Genomic DNA, 19,516 nt, shown 5'->3' with positions numbered 1-19,516 from the left:
AGGCACTAAGGTAGCGCTGTCCCGATGCAGCTGCAAATGCGTAAGCGAGTTTTGCCTGAACCTCGCTTTTCGGCGTCCGGAACGAACATGCTGCAACCCACAAAAATGACAAGAAGGCGTCGGCAACTTCTACTTTTCGTCTAGTGTCATAGCTGGCAAAGGTAGCGCTGTCTGCGCGCTGAGGTGTTACATGAATCATCCCATCACCGCCCTGGTCATCATGGGCGTTGCCGGTTGCGGCAAGACCTGCGTCAGCGAAGCCTTGTGCCAGCTCAGCGGCGCGACTGCCATTGAAGGCGATACTTTTCACCCTGCCGCCAATATCGAAAAGATGAGCGCGGGTATCCCCCTGAACGACGACGACCGTGCCGGCTGGCTCGACAGCCTGTGCGATGAACTGCGCCGCGTCGACGCCACGGGCCAGCGCCCGGTGTTGACCTGCTCGGCCCTCAAACACAGTTACCGCGAAGTTTTGCGCAGCGCCTTGCCGGGCCTGGGCTTTGTGTTCCTTGAACTCACGCCTGAAGTGGCGGCCGATCGTGTCTCCCATCGGCCGGGCCATTTCATGCCGTCGACCCTGATCGACAGCCAGTTCGCCACCCTTGAATCCCCGGTTGGCGAACCGCTGACGTTGGCCCTCGATGCTTCGAACCACAGCGTCGACCAGTTGGCGAAGCAAGCCCACGTCTGGTGGCTGGAACACGGCCTGAAACGCGCCGGTTAAATTTTGCTTGAAGAGATAGCGCTGTCCTTATGGCTTTCGAATTACCCGTTTTAATAACAACAACAACCAGGAGACACCCCTAATGTTTGGCATGTCCCACGAGACGTTCCTGCTGCTCGATGCAGTGGTCACGGTGATCGGGCTTATCGTCCTGATCACCAAGTTCAAATTTCACCCGTTCATTGCCCTGATCATTGCCGCAGCCTTTCTCGGGCTGACTTCCGGCATGCCGATCGGCACCATCATCAAGGCGTTCCAGGACGGCTTCGGTGGCGTGCTCGGTTTCGTCGGCATCATCCTCGCGCTGGGCACGATGCTCGGCAAAATGATGGCCGAGTCGGGCGGGGCGGATCAGATTGCCCAGACGCTGATTCGTGCGTTCGGCAAGGACAAAGTGCAGTGGGCAATGATGTTCGCCGCGTTCCTGGTCGGCATTCCGCTGTTCTTCGAAATCGGTTTTGTGCTGCTGATCCCGCTGGTGTTCATCGTCGCCCGGCGTACCGGCGTGTCGATCATCAAGATCGGTATCCCGCTGCTGGCCGGTCTGTCTGCGGTGCACGGGCTCGTTCCGCCGCACCCGGGTCCATTGCTGGCCATCGGCGTGTTCGGTGCCGACATCGGCAAGACCATTCTCTACGGCCTGATCGTTGCGCTGCCGACGGCCATCATCGCCGGCCCGATCTACGGCACCTTCATTGCCAAATACATTCCCGGCCATCCGAACCAGGAACTGGTGGATCAACTGGCGCGTGAGAACGATTCTGCCGATCTCCCGAGCTTCTCCATCACCTTGATCACCGTGCTGTCGCCGGTGTTCCTGATGCTGCTCAAGACCTTCGCCGACGTGGTGCTGCCAGACGGCAACTTCTTCCGCACCTTCATGGACCTGATCGGTCACCCGATCTCGGCTCTGCTGCTGGCGTTGCTGCTGTCGCTGTACACCTTCGGTTACAAGCAGGGCATTGGCTCCAACCAGATGCTCAAATGGCTGGATGCGAGCCTCGCGCCAACCGCCGCGATCATCCTGATCATCGGTGCCGGTGGTGGCTTCAAGCAGATGCTGGTGACCAGCGGCGTGGGTAATGTCATCGGCAACATGGCGGTGGCCGCGCAAATCTCGCCGATCCTCCTGGCGTGGCTGGTGGCGGCGGTGATCCGTATCGCGACCGGTTCGGCGACCGTGGCGACCATTACTGGCGCAGGCATCGTGGTGCCGGTGGTGGGGATGATTCCGGGTGTGAACCGTGAGCTGCTGGTGCTGGCGACCGGCGCCGGTTCGTTGATCCTGTCTCACGTCAACGACGCGGGTTTCTGGCTGGTGAAGCAGTACTTCAACATGACCGTGGCGGAAACCTTCAAGACCTGGACGGCGATGGAAACCATCCTGTCGGTGGTTGGCCTGGGCTTTATTCTGCTGTTGTCGTTGTTCGTCTAACGTAGCGACACCGCAAAACTAATGTGGGAGCGAGCCTGCTCGCGATGAGGGCTTAACATTCAGCGAAGATGTTGAATGTAAGTCCGCTATCGCGAGCAGGCTCGCTCCCACAGTGTTATGTATCAGGTCTCAGGATTTGGCGACCAAACCATCCACCCTGAACATCCCGCGAATTCCGCGTACGGCCTGACGTATCCGGTCCTGGTTTTCGATCAGCGCGAAGCGCACATGATCATCCCCATATTCCCCGAACCCGACACCCGGCGAGACGCAGACCTTGGCCTCGGCGAGCAGTTTCTTGGCGAATTCCAACGAGCCAAGGTGCGCATACGCTTCGGGAATCTTCGCCCAGACGTACATAGACGCTTTCGGGTTTTCCACCATCCAGCCCAGTTCATGCAGGCCTTTGACCAGCACGTTGCGCCGCTGACGATACTGCTCGGCGATGTCTTTCACGCATTGCTGATCGCCTTCCAGCGCCGCAATCGCCGCGACTTGCAGCGGAGTGAAGGTGCCGTAGTCGTGGTAGCTCTTGATCCGCGCCAGGGCGTTGACCAGTTCCGGGTTGCCGACCATGAAACCGATGCGCCAGCCCGCCATGTTGTAGCTCTTGGACAGGGTGAAAAACTCCACCGCGATGTCCTTGGCGCCGGGCACTTGCATGATCGACGGGGCTTTCCAGCCGTCGTAGACGATGTCGGCGTAGGCCAGGTCATGCACCACCAGTACGTCGTACTGTTTGGCGAGGGCGATGACGCGTTCGAAGAAATCCAGCTCAACGCACTGCGCGGTGGGGTTGGACGGGAAGCCGAGGATCATCATCTTCGGTTTCGGGATCGAGCCGCGAATCGCCCGTTCCAGTTCGGCGAAGAAGTCCACGCCCGGAATCAACGGCACCGAACGCACCTGGGCGCCGGCAATCACGGCACCGTAGATGTGAATCGGGTAGCTCGGGTTCGGCACCAGCACGGTGTCGCCCTGGTCCAGAGTGGCGAGCATCAAGTGCGCCAGGCCTTCCTTGGAACCGATGGTCACGATGGCTTCGCTTTCCGGGTCGATGTCGACCTCGTAGCGTTCCTTGTACCAGTTGGAAATTGCCCGGCGCAGACGCGGAATGCCCTTGGACGTGGAATAACCGTGGGTGTCTTCGCGCTGGGCGACGGTGACGAGTTTTTCGACAATGTGCGGCGGCGTCGGGCCGTCGGGATTGCCCATGCTCAAGTCGATGATGTCTTCGCCACGACGACGGGCGGCCATCTTCAGCTCGGCGGTGATGTTGAATACGTAAGGGGGGAGTCGATCTATGCGCGCAAAGCGGCGCGGCGAACCTTGTTCGGCCATTGTTGCCTCGGATAACGTAAGCGCCCGGAACCGTCCGAGCGACGCTGGTCACTGCGGTGACCTGTGGCGGAATGTAAGGGCAGCTGTGGCAGACTGTCCAGCCTCCACGTAAATAATTTTTTTCCGAAGGAAATCGGTCGATGGAATTTAGCAGCGGCTTTTTGCTGAGCCTTTCTCTGTGCCTGGACATCGGCGTAGCCAACATCGCGATGATCACGCTGGCCATGCAACGCGGCTATTTTCAGGGCTTTGCGCTGGGGTTGGGCACCTGCGTCGGCGATCTGATTTATGCCGTGCTGGCCTTGGCCGGCATGACCGTTTTGCTGCAGTACGAAACCGTGCGCTGGGTGTTGTGGATTGGTGGTTCGGCGTTGCTGATCTATTTCGCGGCGAAGATGATCTATTCGGCGATCCACCATGAGGCGCTGTTGGCCGAGACCGCCGAAGTGGGTCATAACTCGCACCGCAAGGAGTTCTTTCGCGGGATCTTCCTCGCCATGTCGTCACCCAGCGCCATACTCTGGTTCGCGGCGGTGGGCGGCACCCTGATCGCGCGGTCTGGCGGTGGCGGGGCGCTCAGCTCGGCATTGTTCCTCGGCGGATTTCTCTGTGCCGGACTGTTGTGGTCGGCAGGCCTGTGCTTCGCCGCGAGCCATGGCGGCAAGTTGCTGGGCGACAAGCTGTTGCGTTATTCGTACATGGCATCGGCGGCGATCTTCTGCTATTTCGCGGTGTACGTGATCCTATCGGGGTACAACGAGTTTATTGGCGCTGGCGCCGCCGAGGCGTTGCATACGCTGTAATTGGGCGAATCGGGTTTGGCTTCTATACTCCTAGCCGAACCCACTTTTTGTACCAGGAGCCGAGTCATGGATGATAAAAAAAGCGTCGAATTCCCGGAACCACGCTTCGAACATGGGCACTTCCTGCTCATTGCGGGGCTTGGTGGACGGTTTACTCAGCAAACCACCCAGGGCATTCCAGTGCTCTGGGAAAAATTCATTCCGCACATCGGAAACGTTCCGGGCCAAAAGGGCGAAGTGACCTACGGCGTGTGTTGCAATTTCGATGGCAAGGGCGGCTTCGACTACATCGCCGGCGTTGAGATCAGCAAACTCGACGACTTGCCGGATCAGTACCGTTGGGTAGAAGTCCAGCCTCAGCTGTACGCGGTGTTCGAGCATAAAGGGCCGCTGGATGCATTGCCGCAGCTGTTTCAGTACATCTTCGGCACCTGGCAACCGCAGTCCGGGCATGAAGTGCTGGATGCTCCGGAATATGAGCGCTACAGCGAAGACTTCAACCCGAAGCTCAACACCGGAAAACTGGAAATCTGGGTGCCGATCAAAGCGTGAGGTGTGCGTCGGGAGGCGGATCAACGATGCGCCTCTCGATGTCATGCCCAGGCTGATTTATGATCCCCAGCCTTTCCCCGCTGATTCCGAGCCGCCATGAACACCGTCATCCGCCACGTCACCCCCGCTGACCTGGACCGCTGCTACGCCATCGAAACCGTTGCCTATGAAGGTGACGAAGCTGCCACCCGAGAAAAAATCGCCACGCGCATCGCCACCTGGCCTGACGGTTTTATCGTCGCCGAAGTGGACGGCGTTGTAGCCGGTTTCATCAACTCCGGTGCGGCGTTTCAGGTGGAGATGTCGGACGAAGCGTTCAAGGAACTGATCGGCCACGACCCGGCCGGCCCGCACGTGGTGATCATGTCGGTGGTTGTGCATCCGGATTATCAGGGGCAGGGTTTGGCGAAACGTCTGATGGGCGAGTTCATCGAGCGCATGCGTGCGCAGGGCAAGGCCAGCATCAACCTGATGTGCAAGGAGCGGCATATTCCGCTGTACGCCGGGTTCGGGTTTGCCTACGTCAAACCTTCCGCGTCGGACCATGGCGGAATGGCGTGGCATGAGATGGTGTTGGCGTTGTAACCCCATCTACCAAACGCAGAAGATCCCCTGTAGGAGCCGGCTTGCCGGCGATAGCGGTGTGTCAGGTGCCATCAGTATTGATTGATGCGCCGCCATCGCCGGCAAGCCGGCTCCTACAATGGTCAGGTTTCGTGTCAGTAGAGACTGTCTCGCACCCTCACCGGCGCTTCCCGGTCATACGTCTCAGCATCAAACTGCCCATCATTCAACCGCTTGTGAAACGCCCCGGCCGTCGGCAGCGCCGAGCGATCCAGGTGCTTCTGCGGGTTCCACAAATCCGAACGCACAATCGCTTTCGAGCAGTGAAAAAACGCCGCCTCCACCGTCACCAGCATCACCGTGCGCGCCGGTTTGCCGTTGACCGCGAAGCTTTCCAGCAAGGCCGGCTCATTGCTGATCTGCGCTGCGCCGTTGACCCGCAAGGTTTCGCCGATCCCCGGGATGATGAACAACAGCGACACCCGCGGATCGAACACCACATTGCGTAGCGTGTCGATGCGGTTGTTGCCTGGGCGATCCGGGATCGCCAGGGTGCGCTCATCGATGATTCGCACGAAACCCGGTGTGTCTCCGCGCGGCGAGCCGTCCAGGCCGTCGGGGTCGACCGAGCTGATGATCACCAGCGGCGAGGCGCGGACCATCGCTTGATAATCCTCGTTCAGAAAGGCGATTTGCTTGCGCACCGCGCGTTCGTGGGGTTGGCCGTAAATTGCTTCCAGTGCTTCGATGCTGTCGAGCATAACCACCTCAGAAAACCAGCCCCATCCGCCGTTCGTAACCGATCCGGCCCTTGTAGGCCTCGCCGCTGTCGACCCAGCCGAATTTTGCATACAGCGCGATGGCCGCTTCGTTGTCCGCATCCACCGACAACTCCAGTCCCCGTATTTCCGGAAACGCCTGACGCGCGACCTCCGGTAAGGCTTGCAGGCAGGCCTTGCCATAACCTTTGCCCTGATGACGCTGATCGACTTGCAACGCATGCAGGGTGGCGCTGTGTTCGTCGGCCCAGGCCGGCAGCACTGGCGGGCGTTTGAGCAGCAGGAAAGCTACCGGGACATCCTCGACCAGCAGGGCGAATCCTTTGACGCCGGGGCCGGGTTTGGACAGCAGGGTGTGCAACGCACCGTGGATGTCGCCGGAGAACTTGATCTGTTCCTGATGAACTTCGATGGCCTCCACCTCCTGGCGCTGCTTCGCGTTCAGGGTTTCGTAAGGCACGAGTCGGGTTGTCACTGGAGTGTCCTTTTTCCAACAGAAATGAGCCTCGGATTCTAGCGAGTTTGCGCCCATGGATTATTTTTAATTTGACTGTCGATCTGGCGTCTTGCCGGACGACTAAGGGTGTCTTCACAACAAAAAACACGGAGAACCACCATGAACGCTACCCACGAAATCCAGGCCCTGATCGACACCTATCGTCAGGCGGTCATCACCAAGGATCTCGAGAAAATCATGGCGTTGTATGCCGAGGACATCGTCTCCTACGACGCGGTCAAGGCCCTGCAATTTCGCGGCAAGGCGGCCTACCGCGCGCATTGGCTGGAATGCATGGAAATGTGCCAGGGCCCGCACACCTTTGATTTTGACCAGATGAACATCGTGGCCGACGAGCACATCGCCTTCGCCCATTGGCTGGCCCATTGCGGCGGCACCAACGAGAAGGGCGAAACCCAGGCCTGCTGGATGCGCGTGACCGGCTGCTATCGGCGCGAGGCCGGGCAATGGCGCATCGTCCACGAACACTGGTCGGCACCGTTCGACATGACGAGCGGCACCGCGCTGTTCGGTCTGCAGCCCTGATCGTCGGGAAGTGCCCCCCATGCGCCAAACTGCAGCCATAGTTGATCAGTTCGATCCGGAGAGCCCCATGAAGTATTTATGCCTGGTCTACAGCAACGAACAGGAGTTGCACTCGCTGCCCGAAAGTCCCAACGACGCCGAGTGCATGGCCTACGCCGAATCGATCCAGGGCAGCGGCCGCATGCTCGCCGCCGAAGCGCTGGAGTCGGTGCAGACCGCGACCACCGTGCGCATGCGCAACGGCAAAGTGTCGATCACCGACGGCCCGTTCGCCGAAACCAAGGAGCAGTTGGCCGGCTTCTACCTGATCGACGCCAAAGACCTCAATGAAGCCCTCCAGGTTGCCGGCAACATTCCGGCGGCCCGGGTCGGCTGTGTCGAGGTGCGACCGGTTCGTCAATTGAATCCCTGATAAGGAGGTTTGCGTGGTGATGTGGGTGATTGAAGGCCATCGGCACTGATGGCTGAAGTGTCGGTCAAGGCTCGGGTCGAGCAGGTTTACCGCGAAGACTCGCGGCGGATCCTCGCGACCCTGATCCGTTTGCTCGGTGATTTCGATCTGGCCGAGGAGGCCCTGCACGAGGCTTTTTTCATCGCGGTCGAGCGTTGGCAGCGTGACGGTGTGCCGGACAATCCGCGTGCCTGGCTGGTGTCCACCGGGCGCTTCAAGGCCATCGACGGCTTGCGTCGGCGCGCGCGGTTTGCCGCGTCCCGGCCGATGCTGATCGCGCAACTGGAAGCGCTGGAGCAGGCCGACTGGAGTGACGAAGACGTGGAAGACGATCGCCTGCGTTTGATCTTCACCTGTTGTCACCCGGCACTCGCGGCGGATGCTCAAGTGCCGCTGACGTTGCGCGAAGTCTGCGACCTGACCACCGAAGAAATCGCCCGGGCGTTTCTCTCGGCACCGGCCACCATCGCCCAGCGCATCGTGCGTGCCAAGGCGAAAATCCGCGACGCGAAAATCCCTTATCAGGTGCCGACCCTGGCGGAATTGCCCGAGCGTCTCGACAGCGTGCTGCGGGTGATTTACCTGGTGTTCAACGAAGGTTACTCGGCGTCTGTCGGTGCTGAACTGACTCGCGAGGATCTGACCCGCGAGGCCATCCGGCTCGGCCGATTGGTCATGGAATTGCTGCCCGAACCCGAAGTCATGGGCCTGCTGGCGCTGATGCTGTTGCATGAGTCACGACGCCCGGCACGAACGTCGGCGAGTGGCGAGTTGATTGTGCTGGATGAGCAGGACCGTTCGCTGTGGGATGCCGGGTTGATTGCCGAAGGGTGCGCGCTGATTGCGCGGGCGTTGACTACGCGGCGATTCGGACCTTACTGCCTGCAAGCGGCGATTGCGGCGGTGCATGCCGAAGCGCCGACGGCGGGGGAGACGGACTGGGTGCAGATTGCGGGTTTGTATGATGTGCTGTTGGCGGCGGTGCCTTCGCCGGTGATTGAGCTGAATCGCGCGGCGGCGATTTCCAAGCGCGATGGACCGTTGGCGGGGTTGACGTTGGTTGAAGGGATTCTGAATCGCGGCGAATTGCTGGATTACCACCTGGCGCATTCGGCGCGGGCGGAGTTTTGTCGGCAGTTGGGCAGGGTAGAAGAGGCTCGGGCGGCGTATGGGCGGGCGTTGGAACTGACGCAGCAGGTGCCGGAGCGGCGGTTTATCGAGGCCCGGATCAAGGCGTTGGAATGAGGTGATTTGGCGGGCCCCTTCGCGGGCAAGCCTCGCTCCTACAGGTTCATCACACCTTTCGTAGGAGCGAGGCTTGCCCGCGAATGGCCGCACCGCTATTCCAACATTTTGCCCAACAACCAGCTCCCCGCCGGCCCCGGCGGATGCAGCCGCGACCACAACGCATCGACGAACAGCGGCTTCGGCCACCCTCGCACGTTCAACTCCTGCAACGTCCCGGCATCAAACCGCCCCACCAGCCATCGCGGCAACGGCGCCCAGCCGAATCCACCCTGAGCCATTTCCAGCAGCATCAAGTAACTCGGTGCCGACCACACGCGCCCCTTCGCCCGGCTTTCATACGGATTGACGATGGTCGCCAGACGCAGCTCCCGGTGCTGCTGCAACAGCTCCTGATCGATTCCGGTCAGGGTCGCCAGCGGATGCTCACGGGACACGAACAAGGCGATTTCCGTGCGTTCCTGCACCGTCGAACTAACCAGGTCCGGCGGGTAACTGTCCTGTTGCTCGGCGAACGCCACATGCGCCCGACCGCTTTGCACCAGCGCCACCAGGTCATCGCATTCGGCGATCAGGCATTCGAGTTCCAGGTCCGGGTAACGCTGCTCGAATGCACTGAGCGCCGCTTCGAAACGGTCGGACTGATAGGTGTCGGAAATCGCCACGGTCAGCTTCGGTTCGACACCCTGAGAGAGTTGACTGGCGGTCATTTCCAGGCGGCTGGTGGCCGCGAGGATTTCCTCGGCCCGTTGCAACATCACGTGCCCGGCCGGCGTCAGCGTGGGCTTGCGGCTGCTGCGGTCGAACAACACCAGATTCAGATCGATCTCCAGGCTCGCCACCGCAGCACTGATGGTTGACTGGCTGCGCCCCAATTTGCGTGCCGCCGCGGAAAACGAGCCTTGGGTCGCCGCTTGCACAAACGCCTGCAACACTTCTTGAGAAGCCATGAACTATCGCTCTGGTCGATGGTTATTGGTTATGAAGTATCGGTGTGAGGATGGATCATGGCAACCACAGTCACTCAGGGAGTTCTGCTCATGAACGCCAACAAATCCATCACTGAACGTATTTTCCAGGCCATCGGCTTTGAACTGCTGGCCATCGTGATCTGCACCCCGTTGCTGGCGTGGATCATGGACAAGCCGATGCTCGACATGGGCGTCGTCACCGTTGTCATTGCGGCGCTGGCCCTGGCCTGGAACGTGATCTTCAACGGGATTTTTGACCGCGTGCTGACGCGATTCGAGATTGCGCACAACGCCTGGACGCGAGTCGTTCATGCGCTGCTGTTTGAAGGCGGGTTGGTGGCGGTCGGCGTGCCGCTGATTGCCTGGTGGCTCAACGTCAGCCTGTGGCAGGCGTTCTTGCTGGATATCGGGGTGTTGCTGTTTTTCCTGCCGTACACCTACGTTTACCACTGGGTGTATGACGTAGTGCGCGAACGAATGGTGATGCGTATACCTCTGTAGGAGCCGGCTTGCTGGCGATCCAGACGACTCGGTGAAACAGACACACCGCGTTGCCTGAATCGCCAGCAAGCCGGCTCCTACAGGGGGTTATGCGTTAGACGTGGAAGTAGCCTACGCAGCTGTCAAACGGCAGACGCTTGAGCTCGATCTTGTTCAGGTCCAGCACTTCACGCAGGGCCTTGGTTTCGCCCGGGAAGTTGCGGTAAGCGACTTCGTCCAGCACCACGATGGCGCCTTTTGGCATGTACGGCAGAAAGGTTTCCAGCGCGACTTTGGTCGATTCGTACAGGTCGGTGTCGAGGATCAGCATGGCCACGACCAGGTCCGGACGGGTCTTGACCCACTCCGGTACGGTCTTGACGATGTCGCCCTTGACCAGTTCGCAACGCGGGATGCGGTTGACCGGACGCAGCAAGTCGTTGGCGTCGATCATGTCCTGGATCAGCGACTGGTCGGTGTCGGAGAACATGGTCTCGTTGACGTCGGCCGGGTCTTCTTTCTTGTCGATGCTCTGGAAGCCTTCGAAGGTGTCGAAGCCAATGATCGAACGGTTGATCGCGTACGGTTCGAGAATCATCGACAAGTGCATGTAGAGCATCAGCGAGTTGCCTTTGTACACGCCGCACTCGATGATCGCGCCCGGTACTTCAGCGACCTTCTTGAACAGTTCCATACGCGACAGCGCAGCGGTCACGCCGATGCGGTTGGCGAAGACGAACGGTGCGTCGGCCACGTACTCGGCATCGACCCGTTTCAGAACGTTGGCACGGGTTTCGTTGTACTGGGCCTCGGCAGGCGTGATGCGACGCTTGGTCATGCTTCGATTCCTTGGAAATTAGAAAAGTCGTGGGCGTGGAAGTAGTCTTTGAAGCCTGCACCGACATCAGGGCAGGCACTGTCGACGTTGATCGCGCCGCGCTTGTGTTTGAGATCGTCGAGGTGCATCAGGCGGAAATCCACGCTGAAGCGGGTTTGTTCGGTGTGGTTGGCGACCGTGCCGTGCAGGTGCGAGCCGGAGAAGATCAGCATCTCGCCGGTGTTGCCGGCAATGCGCACTTCGGACGCCGTGTTGATCGCCTCCAGTGGCACCGGATGCACGCGGACTTCCTCCTTGAGGTTGTCCTTGGCCTTGTGCCGCTGATTGTTGATCCAGTCGTTGAGGCTCCATTCGCTGGAGGTGTTTTTCACCGGCACGTCGAAGTAGCCGGCGTTGATCATCATGGTCTGGTCGGGGCGGATGGTGTGCACCGGCATCCAGGTGTTGATCTGGCAATCGACGCTGCCGTACCAGGTGTCGCGATGCGGTTTGTAGGCATAGCTGACACCGGCGTGCAGGTAGTCATAGTTCGGCACCACGCGAATGCGCGGCACGTCGAAAATGTACTCGCGCGGGTCGACGCCAATCTCGTCGATGAACGACAGGATCAGTTCCTTGACGCGCAGGCTATTGGTGAACTGGCCCTTGAGGCGCGTCACCAGTACCACGAATTCTTCCACCGGCATCAGCGTGTGCAGCGCCTGGTGATTGGTCTCGCCGTCGAAGGCAGCGGTGATGCTTTCCTGGGCGAACGCACATAGCTCTTTGGCAGCGCGCAGCTGAGTGTTCAGGAAGATGTCGCCGGCGTAGATAGCTTCTTTGAAGTCAGCTTTCTGTTGAAGCTGATTGATGTACAGATTCACGATTCCACTCCTGAATGCATCGAGTCTCTTAAGAGTCGGCCACACGTTAGCAAACTGAAGTGCAATCCGGCGGGTGGTGGATCAATAAAAGCGCAATCCCCTGAATTTGCGACGAAAAGCATGCTCCAGACAAAAAAATCCCCCTGTAGGAGCGAGGCTTGCCCGCGAAGAACGATAACGCGGTCATTCAATTGGACCGCAGTGCATTCTTCGCGGGCAAGCCTCGCTCCTACAGGGGAGCAGGCTGTTGGGGCTAGAAAATTTGGGTAAACAACCAATACAAACTGCCTGACAGCACAATCGCCGCCGGCAAGGTCAACACCCACGCCATCAGCAGATTGCGGATGGTCTTCATCTGCAAGCCGCCGCCGTTGGCGACCATGGTCCCGGCCACCCCTGAAGACAACACGTGGGTGGTCGACACCGGCAATCCGAACATGTCCGCCGCGCCGATGGTCAGCATGGCCACGGTTTCCGCCGAGGCGCCTTGCGCGTAGGTCAGGTGGGACTTGCCGATCTTTTCGCCGACCGTCACCACAATGCGTTTCCAGCCGACCATGGTGCCCAGCCCCAGTGCAATCGCCACCGCGATCTTCACCCACAGCGGAATAAACCGCGTCGAATTGTCGATCTGCTGCTTGAACAGTTGCAGCTTGCCGCTGGTGTCGGCGTCGAAGTTGCCGACCTTGTTCTTGTCCATCAGGCGAATGGTTTCGCTGGCCAGGTACATGTCGTTACGCACGTTACCCACGGCTTCGGCGGGCACTTTGGACAACGAGCCGTAACCCTTGACCTCGGCACCGATACGGCCGGTGAGCGCGGCGAGGGCCGGGATCAGTTGCGGCGCGGCCTCCTTGCTGCGCACGTAGTCGGACAACACAGCACGCGGGTCGGCCGGTGCCGGCAGCGGCGAATTTTTCACCAGCGCTTGCTGGGTGACTTCGGCGACGGCGGCGAACTGCAAAGCCTGATCGGCCGGCATGGTGCGGTTCAGCGCATAGGCCATGGGTAGCGTGCCGACCAGAATCAGCATGATCAGGCCCATGCCTTTCTGGCCATCGTTGGAACCGTGGGCAAACGACACGCCGGTGCAGGTCACGATCAGCATGCCGCGAATCCACCACGGTGGCGGCGTGTTGCCTTTTGGCGCCTTGTACAACGCACGATTCTTGACGAAGGCGCGCAAGGCCAGCAGCAACAGCGCGGCAAAACCAAAGCCGACCAGCGGCGAGAGCAGCAGCGCGTAACCGATTTTTGTGGCCTGCGCCCAGTCCACGCCGCTGGTGCCGTCGCGGCCATGCATCAGGGCATTGGCCACGCCGACACCAATGATCGAGCCGATCAGCGTGTGCGACGACGACGCCGGCAAGCCCAGCCACCAAGTGCCGAGGTTCCATAGAATCGCGGCGATCAGCAGGGCGAAAATCATCGCGAACCCGGCGGACGAACCGACCTGCAGAATCAGCTCTACCGGCAGCAGGGCGATGATGCCGAACGCCACCGCGCCGCTGGACAGCAACACCCCCAGGAAGTTGAAGAACCCGGACCAGGCCACCGCGAAATTCGGCGGCATCGAGTTGGTGTAAATCACCGTGGCCACCGCGTTGGCGGTGTCGTGGAAACCGTTGACGAACTCAAAGCCCAGCGCGATCAGCAGCGCCACGCCCAGCAACAGAAACGGCGTCCAAGTGGTGACCACCGTGCCGAGTTCGCTCATGTCGTGCATCAGGCTGTACGCGGTGAACAACAGTCCACTGGCCAGCACACCGAAGAAAATCACCAGAGTGAACAGGTTGGGTTTCTTGTCGAGCTGGGGTCTGGCGCTGCTGGCGGGCGCCTGGGCGGCGGTGTAGGAAGGAGTAGCCATGACGGACAATCCTGAGGAGGGAAGTGTGTCGGTCATGATCGTTGCTAAATATTACAGGGAGGCTGCGTTGGGTCAGTGTTTGGGTTTTTTACCGTTCCGTTGATCCGAACCCAACACCGCTCACTGTAGGAGCGAGCTTGCTCGCGAAGGTCGTGAACGATAACGCGTAAAGCCTGAGAACCCGCGTCGCTCTCAGGTTTTTCGCGAGCAGGCTCGCTCCTACAGGGGCGGAGGGGGAATTAATAATCCTGGCGCTTACGAAACGCCCAACGCCCCGCAATCACCGTAAACGTCGCAACCAAGGCCACCAGGATCCAGAACCCCTCCGGGTCCTGCGATAGCGGCACGCCCCCCACGTTCATGCCAAAAAAACCGGCAATGATGTTGATCGGCAACGCCAGCACGGTGACCACGGTCAAGGTGAACAGCGTGCGGTTGCTTTGCTCGTTGAGGTTGGCGGCAATCTCTTCCTGCAACAGCTTGATCCGCTCACCCAGCGCCGTGAGGTCGTTGATGATCAGCGCAAACTCCTCGGTGGATTTGCGCAGCTCCTTCACGTCTTCCTTCTGCAACCATTGCGGCGGGCGATTGAGCAGGCGCAGCAACGAGCCCGGCTCCAGCGCCAGCAGTCGTTGCAAGCGCACCAGCACCCTGCGATTGGCGCCCAGCTCTGCGCGGTTGGTCGACAGCCGCGAGGACAGCAATTCATCTTCGATCTGATCGACACTGAGGCTGGTCTTGCGCACGATCTGCGTCAGCACTTCGCCCTGGTCGCGCAGCAAATGCACGAGCAATTCCAGCGGCGAGCGAAAGCGCTCACCGGCCTTCACCGAGGAACGCAACTTGTCCACCGAGTGCAGCGGTTGCAGGCGCGCGCTGATGATCAGCCGACTGCGCGCACACACCCACAGCGTCGACACGTCCGAGGAGACCATGCTGCTGAGGTTGAACACCACGTCGTTGACCACCGCCAGCAACGCCGAATCGACATGCTCGATGCGCGTCGAACGCGAGCCTTCATGCAAGGCTTCGAAAAACTCGTCGGGCAATTCCAGATGACTTTTCATCCAGCGCTCGCACGCGGCGTGAGCGAGGTTCAGGTGCAGCCAGAGAAATTCGTCGCTGTCGTCCGGTTGTTGCAGGGACCGCAACGCCATGGCCGAATCGATTTCCCGACCGCGTTCACCGGGACGAAAACTGAAACCGTACAGCAGACCGAACAGGTCCGGGTCGCGATGGCTTTGGTCGATGCTGTGGTTCATGAGGTCTCGCTGTGAGGAGGCGGCCTGTCGCGGGTTTCACAGGTTCACTTGAGCCGCATCATCGCAAGGCGTCTTGACAGTTTTGTGACAGCTTCGTGTGGCTGGCCAAGTGCCTTCTACCGGCTGTCGGAACCGCTCAAGAACGGCCCTGACACGCCGATCTCGTAGGAGCCAGCTTGCTGGCGATAGCGTGCTGCCAGTCAATAGATTTCCCGACTGACCGGACGCTATCGCCAGCAAGCCGGCTCCTACAAAAGCATGCGTTCGACGTTGTAGACAGGGAATGTCCGGATTATTTTCACGCCTCCCAAGGGCGTGCCTCATTCCTGTCACGAGTACCTTCCGATGTCTTTGCAAAAGTCCTTGAGAGCGCAAATTCTCGCCCTGTTGAGCGGCAGCCTGTTTGCGATGCTGTTGATCGCTCTGGCCTGTTTTCACTTTCTGTCGAATGGCGTTCAAAGCTACGCGAATCTCATTGACGGCCCGCTGCACACTTCGCAATTGATCGATGAAGCCAATCTGCAATTCAAGGTGCAGGTGCAGGAATGGAAAAACGTTCTGCTGCGTGGCAAGCAACCGGCAGACCTGGACAAATACTGGAAGCAATTCGAAGACCGTCAGCGCGAGGTGCAGGGCATCCTCGGCGAACTGGCCGGGCAGAAGGGCATCGAGCCGCAACTCAAGACCCGCATCGAACGCCTGCGTGACGAGCATCGTCAGTTGGGTGCGGCATACCAGAAGGGCCGTGATGCCTACGTGGCAGCCGGTGCCGACCCAACGGCGGGCGACACGGCGGTCAAGGGCGTGGACCGGGCAGCCAGCGATCAGATGAGCGAACTGGTCAGCGAATTGCGCAAACAGGGCGTCGAGCAGTCGAAGCTGATCAGCGCCAGCGCCGATCGCACCGTGTTGCTGGGCATCATTGTGATGCTCGCTTCGGGCCTGTTGATCGGGCTGTTGAGCCTGTGGCTGGTCAATCGCAATCTGGTTGAACCGATCCGCAAATTGATCGACTACGTGGCGCAACTTGCCCAGGGCAAGTTTGCCGAACGCGTGGCCAGCACCCGTCAGGACGAGCTGGGCAAGTTAGCGGTGGCGGCCAACACCTTGCGTGATTTTCTTGCTGAAACCTTTAGCCGTTTGCAGCGCAGCGCCAAGGATCTGGACAGCGCGAGCGGTGAGCTGAATTCAATCGCCGGCCTCATGGCCAGTGGCACCAACGAACAGTTCAGCCGCACTGATCAGGTGGCCACGGCGATGAACGAAATGTCTGCCACCGCGCAAGAAGTCGCGCGCCACGCTGCCGACGCCGCACGTGCCGCCGACGATGCCGACCAGTCCGCCCAACAAGGCGAAAAAGTCATGCAGGGCACCATCCACACCATCACTCGCATGCGCGGCGAAATCGCCAACACCGCCACGGTCATCCGCCAACTGGAAACCGACAGCGGCCGCATCGGCAAGGTGCTGGAAGTGATTCGCGGCATTGCCGAGCAAACCAACCTGCTGGCACTCAACGCGGCGATCGAGGCGGCGCGTGCCGGTGAAGCCGGACGCGGTTTTGCCGTGGTGGCCGATGAAGTCCGTAGCCTGGCCCAGCGCACGGCGGCGTCGATTATCGAGATCAACCAGATCATCCAGACCGTGCAAACCGGTGCGGTGGACGCGGCTCAGGCGATAGAAAGCGGCCAGTCGCGCAGCGAGGAAAGCGTTCAGCAAGTGACCGAGGCCGGCGCCATGCTGGAGCGCATCACGCATGCCGTGGAAGCGATTCGCGACATGAACCGCCAGATCGCCACCGCCGCCGAAGAGCAGACTTCGGTTGCCGAAGACATTTCGCGTAACCTCACCGAGATCACCAGCATCGCCAGTACCAACCTCGACAATGTGCAACGCACCGAAGCCGCCAGCCACAACCTGCACGGGTTGTCGGGGCAGTTGAACGAGGTGACGGCGCGCTTGAGCGCCTAAGGGAAATGGCTGTGTACCGGCTTGCTTACCGAGTGGGTACACAGTCGATCTCAAGTCTGCTGACCCGATGTCGATGATGAGCGTATTCCCATCACCTCAATGGAAAACGCCATGGTTAGCATCTCGTCTGTTTCGATCATCCAGCCCGTCGCCACTGCTTCGGCCAACGCCACAGCAAGCACTGACGACACGTCTGTCACCGCCAGCGCCGAGGCGTCCAGCGACACCACCAAGGTGTCCGCCGACGGCACACCGGCGGCGAGTGGCGGCAGCTCCAGCAGCAGCGAAGAATCGGATTCGGTGAAAGCACTGCGCAAGCAGATCGCCGAGCTGCAAAAGCAATTGCAGGAACAACAGCAACAACTGCAAGCGGCCCAGGCTAAACAGGAAAGTGCAGACGCCAAGGCCGCCGATGTGGCGGCGGCTCAGTCGCAGATTGCGACGACCTCAGGTTCGTTGCAGACCGCAACGGCGGCGTTGTTGGCGGCGTTGCAGGAAGAAGGCAGCAGCACTGCGGGATCGATGGTCAGTACGTCGGCCTGATTCGAAAACACAAAAAAGCCGCACGATCCGAAAATCGTGCGGCTTTTTTTATGCGCGTATCAGGTGTCTTGTTTGTTGCTCAGGACTTTGCCAGTGGTGGCATCGAAATCCACGTCAAATTCTTTGCCGTCAGCGGTTTTCAGTTCCACTTCGTACTCGAAGCCATTGAAGTGGTTGTCCAGGTCGGTGTCGGTGATGGTCGCACCCGGGTGCAGTTTCAGGGCAGCCTGGTTCATTTCTTCCAGTGGCTTGATCTTGCCGCTCTTGACCAGCTCAGGGATCTGGTCGACGCGAACATCAGCTTGCGCCAGGCCAGCGGTGAGGGTCAGGGCGGCAGCGGTGAACAGGGCAGTCAAAGTCTTCATGAGGTTCTTTCCTTGGTGAGCTGTTTAAGTGGGGCCAGATTAACTGGGGCAACTTAATTCACCCTTAATTCCAGGAGCATCGCCGGCAAGCCGGCTCCTACAGGTTCGTGTCGTTCACAAATTTCGCGAATGACGCGGACTTGTAGGAGCCGGCTTGCCGGCGATGGCGTCACCTCGGTTCTGGATCAATACCCGTTGTTCTGCAACAACTGCGCAACCGTACCCGCCGCCGGGCGTTTGTAGAACTTCAACAACTCGCTGGCACGGTTGGTGAAGATGCCATCAACCCCGGCGTCCATGACTTTCTGGTAATCCACCGCATCATCGATGGTGTAGACGTGCACCAGCAAACCCTGATCGTGGGTGTACTGGTTCATCCATGGTTTGACCAGGTCCGAGTAGCTCTGATCGCCCCCCTTGGTCAGCGCGGCAGAAGGGCCGGTGCCGATCGCGCCTTGAGCCTTGGCGTACTCGACCCATTGCTGGAATTCGGCTTTGTCCTTCGGTTCCTGTTTGGCGTAGTACGTGGCTTTGTCCTTGTCGCCGGACTCGGCGAACGTCACCTTGGACTTGGGTTCGATGCTGCCTTCGCCGACCCACAACAGCAGGATCTTCGGCACTTGCGGCATTTCCTTTTCCAGCAGCTCGAGGCTGCTCTTCTCGAAGGTTTGCAGCACCACCTTACCTTTGCCCTGGCCGACGGCGAGTTCGCTCTTCGCCAGTTTCGAACCCGCCGGACTCAGCCATCCGCGATCCTGCAATTTATCCTTGAGGTCACGCTCGAGGCCGGGGAATTGCTTCGGCTCCTTGGTTTCGATGTACAGGCCGGGCTTGTGCAGCGGGTTGCCCTGGGCGATGTCGATGATTTCATCGAGGGTCAGGATTTTCAGACCGGCAAAGGAAGGACGTGCACGGTCCGGGTAAGCCGTGTTGAACCAGCTGCCGGCGTCGAGGGTTTTCAGTTCGGCGATGGTGAACGCGTTGGCCGGGCTGTCCTTGCGCTCAGGGAATTTGCTGGCGACGTCGGTGGTGCGTTGCAGGTTGTTGTCGTGCAGGGCAAACAGCACGCCGTCCTTGCTGCGTTGCAGGTCGAGTTCCAGGTAATCGGCACCCAGGTCGCGCGCCAGTTTGTAGGCGGCGGCGGTGGATTCCGGTGCATCGAAGGACGCGCCACGGTGGGCAATCACCGCCGGGTGCGGAATGCCTGCATGGGTAGCCAGTGAAGTAGGGCTTGGCTCGCTGGCGGCCTGCGCCTGGCCGAGGCCGAGCAGCACGCTCAGCAGCAGGGCGCTCTTGGTGAAAGTTACAGGCATGGTCGAGATCCTTTCGCAGAGTGTTTTCAAAGAAGTCCCTTTTAACAACTGAACGCTGCTTGCGCTATCGCGAGACCGACATAAACGTGTTTAAAGCGGATTTTTTC

Annotated in this window: 21 protein-coding genes; 11 read left to right on the top strand and 10 right to left on the bottom strand. The window is 59.9% G+C overall.

Annotated features, from left to right (window positions below; all coding sequences use genetic code 11):
• The first annotated feature begins 190 nt into the window (after positions 1–190).
• The gene (locus tag KGB24_RS07975; RefSeq protein ID WP_008032584.1) at positions 191–724 is read left to right on the top strand and encodes a gluconokinase; all 534 of its coding nucleotides are present in this window, start codon (positions 191–193) and stop codon (positions 722–724) included.
• 82 nt (positions 725–806) lie between these two features.
• Positions 807–2,159: a GntP family permease gene (locus tag KGB24_RS07970; RefSeq protein WP_008038555.1), complete on the top strand. Its 1,353-nt coding sequence runs from the start codon at positions 807–809 to the stop codon at positions 2,157–2,159.
• A 129-nt stretch (positions 2,160–2,288) separates the two neighbouring features.
• Here KGB24_RS07970 and alaC read toward each other — a convergent pair whose 3' ends face one another.
• Positions 2,289–3,500, bottom strand: a complete 1,212-nt coding sequence (gene alaC, locus KGB24_RS07965) for an alanine transaminase (protein WP_223415555.1) — start codon at positions 3,498–3,500, stop codon at positions 2,289–2,291.
• 140 nt (positions 3,501–3,640) lie between these two features.
• Here alaC and KGB24_RS07960 point away from each other — a divergent pair, with 140 nt between their 5' ends.
• The 3 genes from KGB24_RS07960 to KGB24_RS07950 all read left to right on the top strand — a co-directional run bounded on the left by KGB24_RS07960 (position 3,641) and on the right by KGB24_RS07950 (position 5,440).
• Positions 3,641–4,303: a LysE family translocator gene (locus tag KGB24_RS07960; RefSeq protein WP_223415556.1), complete on the top strand. Its 663-nt coding sequence runs from the start codon at positions 3,641–3,643 to the stop codon at positions 4,301–4,303.
• Between the two features lie 66 nt (positions 4,304–4,369).
• Positions 4,370–4,855, top strand: coding sequence for a GyrI-like domain-containing protein (locus tag KGB24_RS07955; protein WP_223415557.1), 486 nt, complete (start codon positions 4,370–4,372; stop codon positions 4,853–4,855).
• Positions 4,856–4,951: 96 nt separating this feature from the next.
• On the top strand, positions 4,952–5,440 hold the full coding sequence (locus tag KGB24_RS07950; RefSeq protein WP_223415558.1) for a GNAT family N-acetyltransferase: 489 nt from the start codon (positions 4,952–4,954) through the stop codon (positions 5,438–5,440).
• A 134-nt stretch (positions 5,441–5,574) separates the two neighbouring features.
• Here KGB24_RS07950 and KGB24_RS07945 read toward each other — a convergent pair whose 3' ends face one another.
• Together KGB24_RS07945 and KGB24_RS07940 are read right to left on the bottom strand one after the other, a co-directional pair.
• Positions 5,575–6,180, bottom strand: a complete 606-nt coding sequence (locus KGB24_RS07945; protein WP_223415559.1) for a pyridoxamine 5'-phosphate oxidase family protein — start codon at positions 6,178–6,180, stop codon at positions 5,575–5,577.
• A 7-nt stretch (positions 6,181–6,187) separates the two neighbouring features.
• Positions 6,188–6,673, bottom strand: a complete 486-nt coding sequence (locus tag KGB24_RS07940) for a GNAT family N-acetyltransferase (RefSeq protein ID WP_223415560.1) — start codon at positions 6,671–6,673, stop codon at positions 6,188–6,190.
• 141 nt (positions 6,674–6,814) lie between these two features.
• Between KGB24_RS07940 and KGB24_RS07935 the strand changes: the two genes are divergently transcribed.
• The 3 genes from KGB24_RS07935 (at position 6,815) to KGB24_RS07925 (ending at position 8,936) form a co-directional block, all read left to right on the top strand.
• Complete coding sequence (locus KGB24_RS07935) at positions 6,815–7,240, top strand: YybH family protein (RefSeq protein ID WP_008032569.1); 426 nt, start codon at positions 6,815–6,817, stop codon at positions 7,238–7,240.
• A gap of 67 nt (positions 7,241–7,307) precedes the next feature.
• Positions 7,308–7,652 carry a YciI family protein gene (locus KGB24_RS07930; protein ID WP_008032567.1) on the top strand — a complete coding sequence of 115 codons (345 nt, stop codon included), beginning with the start codon at positions 7,308–7,310 and terminating at the stop codon, positions 7,650–7,652.
• A 48-nt stretch (positions 7,653–7,700) separates the two neighbouring features.
• Positions 7,701–8,936, top strand: coding sequence for an RNA polymerase sigma factor (locus KGB24_RS07925; RefSeq protein WP_223415561.1), 1,236 nt, complete (start codon positions 7,701–7,703; stop codon positions 8,934–8,936).
• Between the two features lie 95 nt (positions 8,937–9,031).
• Here the strand turns inward: KGB24_RS07925 and KGB24_RS07920 are convergent, their stop codons facing one another.
• Positions 9,032–9,886 carry a LysR family transcriptional regulator gene (locus tag KGB24_RS07920; protein ID WP_008032563.1) on the bottom strand — a complete coding sequence of 285 codons (855 nt, stop codon included), beginning with the start codon at positions 9,884–9,886 and terminating at the stop codon, positions 9,032–9,034.
• 90 nt (positions 9,887–9,976) lie between these two features.
• Here KGB24_RS07920 and KGB24_RS07915 point away from each other — a divergent pair, with 90 nt between their 5' ends.
• A complete protein-coding gene (locus KGB24_RS07915; protein WP_008032561.1) occupies positions 9,977–10,408 on the top strand; it encodes a multidrug/biocide efflux PACE transporter in 432 nt (143 codons plus the stop codon).
• A gap of 94 nt (positions 10,409–10,502) precedes the next feature.
• Here the strand turns inward: KGB24_RS07915 and KGB24_RS07910 are convergent, their stop codons facing one another.
• From KGB24_RS07910 to KGB24_RS07895, 4 genes are all read right to left on the bottom strand, one after another.
• Complete coding sequence (locus tag KGB24_RS07910) at positions 10,503–11,225, bottom strand: TylF/MycF/NovP-related O-methyltransferase (protein WP_007946102.1); 723 nt, start codon at positions 11,223–11,225, stop codon at positions 10,503–10,505.
• A complete protein-coding gene (locus KGB24_RS07905) occupies positions 11,222–12,088 on the bottom strand; it encodes a hypothetical protein (protein WP_008032558.1) in 867 nt (288 codons plus the stop codon). Before KGB24_RS07905 ends, KGB24_RS07910 begins: the two co-directional genes overlap by 4 nt.
• 253 nt (positions 12,089–12,341) lie before the next feature.
• Positions 12,342–13,955, bottom strand: coding sequence for an inorganic phosphate transporter (locus KGB24_RS07900; protein WP_223415562.1), 1,614 nt, complete (start codon positions 13,953–13,955; stop codon positions 12,342–12,344).
• A 239-nt stretch (positions 13,956–14,194) separates the two neighbouring features.
• Positions 14,195–15,217: a transporter gene (locus tag KGB24_RS07895; RefSeq protein ID WP_192229145.1), complete on the bottom strand. Its 1,023-nt coding sequence runs from the start codon at positions 15,215–15,217 to the stop codon at positions 14,195–14,197.
• A 345-nt stretch (positions 15,218–15,562) separates the two neighbouring features.
• Here KGB24_RS07895 and KGB24_RS07890 point away from each other — a divergent pair, with 345 nt between their 5' ends.
• Positions 15,563–17,188, top strand: a complete 1,626-nt coding sequence (locus KGB24_RS07890; protein ID WP_223415563.1) for a methyl-accepting chemotaxis protein — start codon at positions 15,563–15,565, stop codon at positions 17,186–17,188.
• A 111-nt stretch (positions 17,189–17,299) separates the two neighbouring features.
• Positions 17,300–17,731: a hypothetical protein gene (locus tag KGB24_RS07885; protein ID WP_223415564.1), complete on the top strand. Its 432-nt coding sequence runs from the start codon at positions 17,300–17,302 to the stop codon at positions 17,729–17,731.
• A gap of 59 nt (positions 17,732–17,790) precedes the next feature.
• Here the strand turns inward: KGB24_RS07885 and KGB24_RS07880 are convergent, their stop codons facing one another.
• Positions 17,791–18,096, bottom strand: coding sequence for a PepSY domain-containing protein (locus KGB24_RS07880; protein ID WP_008032547.1), 306 nt, complete (start codon positions 18,094–18,096; stop codon positions 17,791–17,793).
• A gap of 185 nt (positions 18,097–18,281) precedes the next feature.
• Positions 18,282–19,409 carry a glycerophosphodiester phosphodiesterase gene (locus KGB24_RS07875; RefSeq protein ID WP_008032545.1) on the bottom strand — a complete coding sequence of 376 codons (1,128 nt, stop codon included), beginning with the start codon at positions 19,407–19,409 and terminating at the stop codon, positions 18,282–18,284.
• Between the last annotated feature and the right edge of the window lie 107 nt (positions 19,410–19,516).

Origin of the sequence: Pseudomonas sp. BF-RE-25 (assembly GCF_019956105.1) — a bacterium.
Classification (GTDB): Bacteria; Pseudomonadota; Gammaproteobacteria; order Pseudomonadales; family Pseudomonadaceae; genus Aquipseudomonas; species Aquipseudomonas migulae.
Note: the sequence above shows the minus strand (reverse complement) of the source record. Positions and strands in the feature narration are given on the sequence as shown.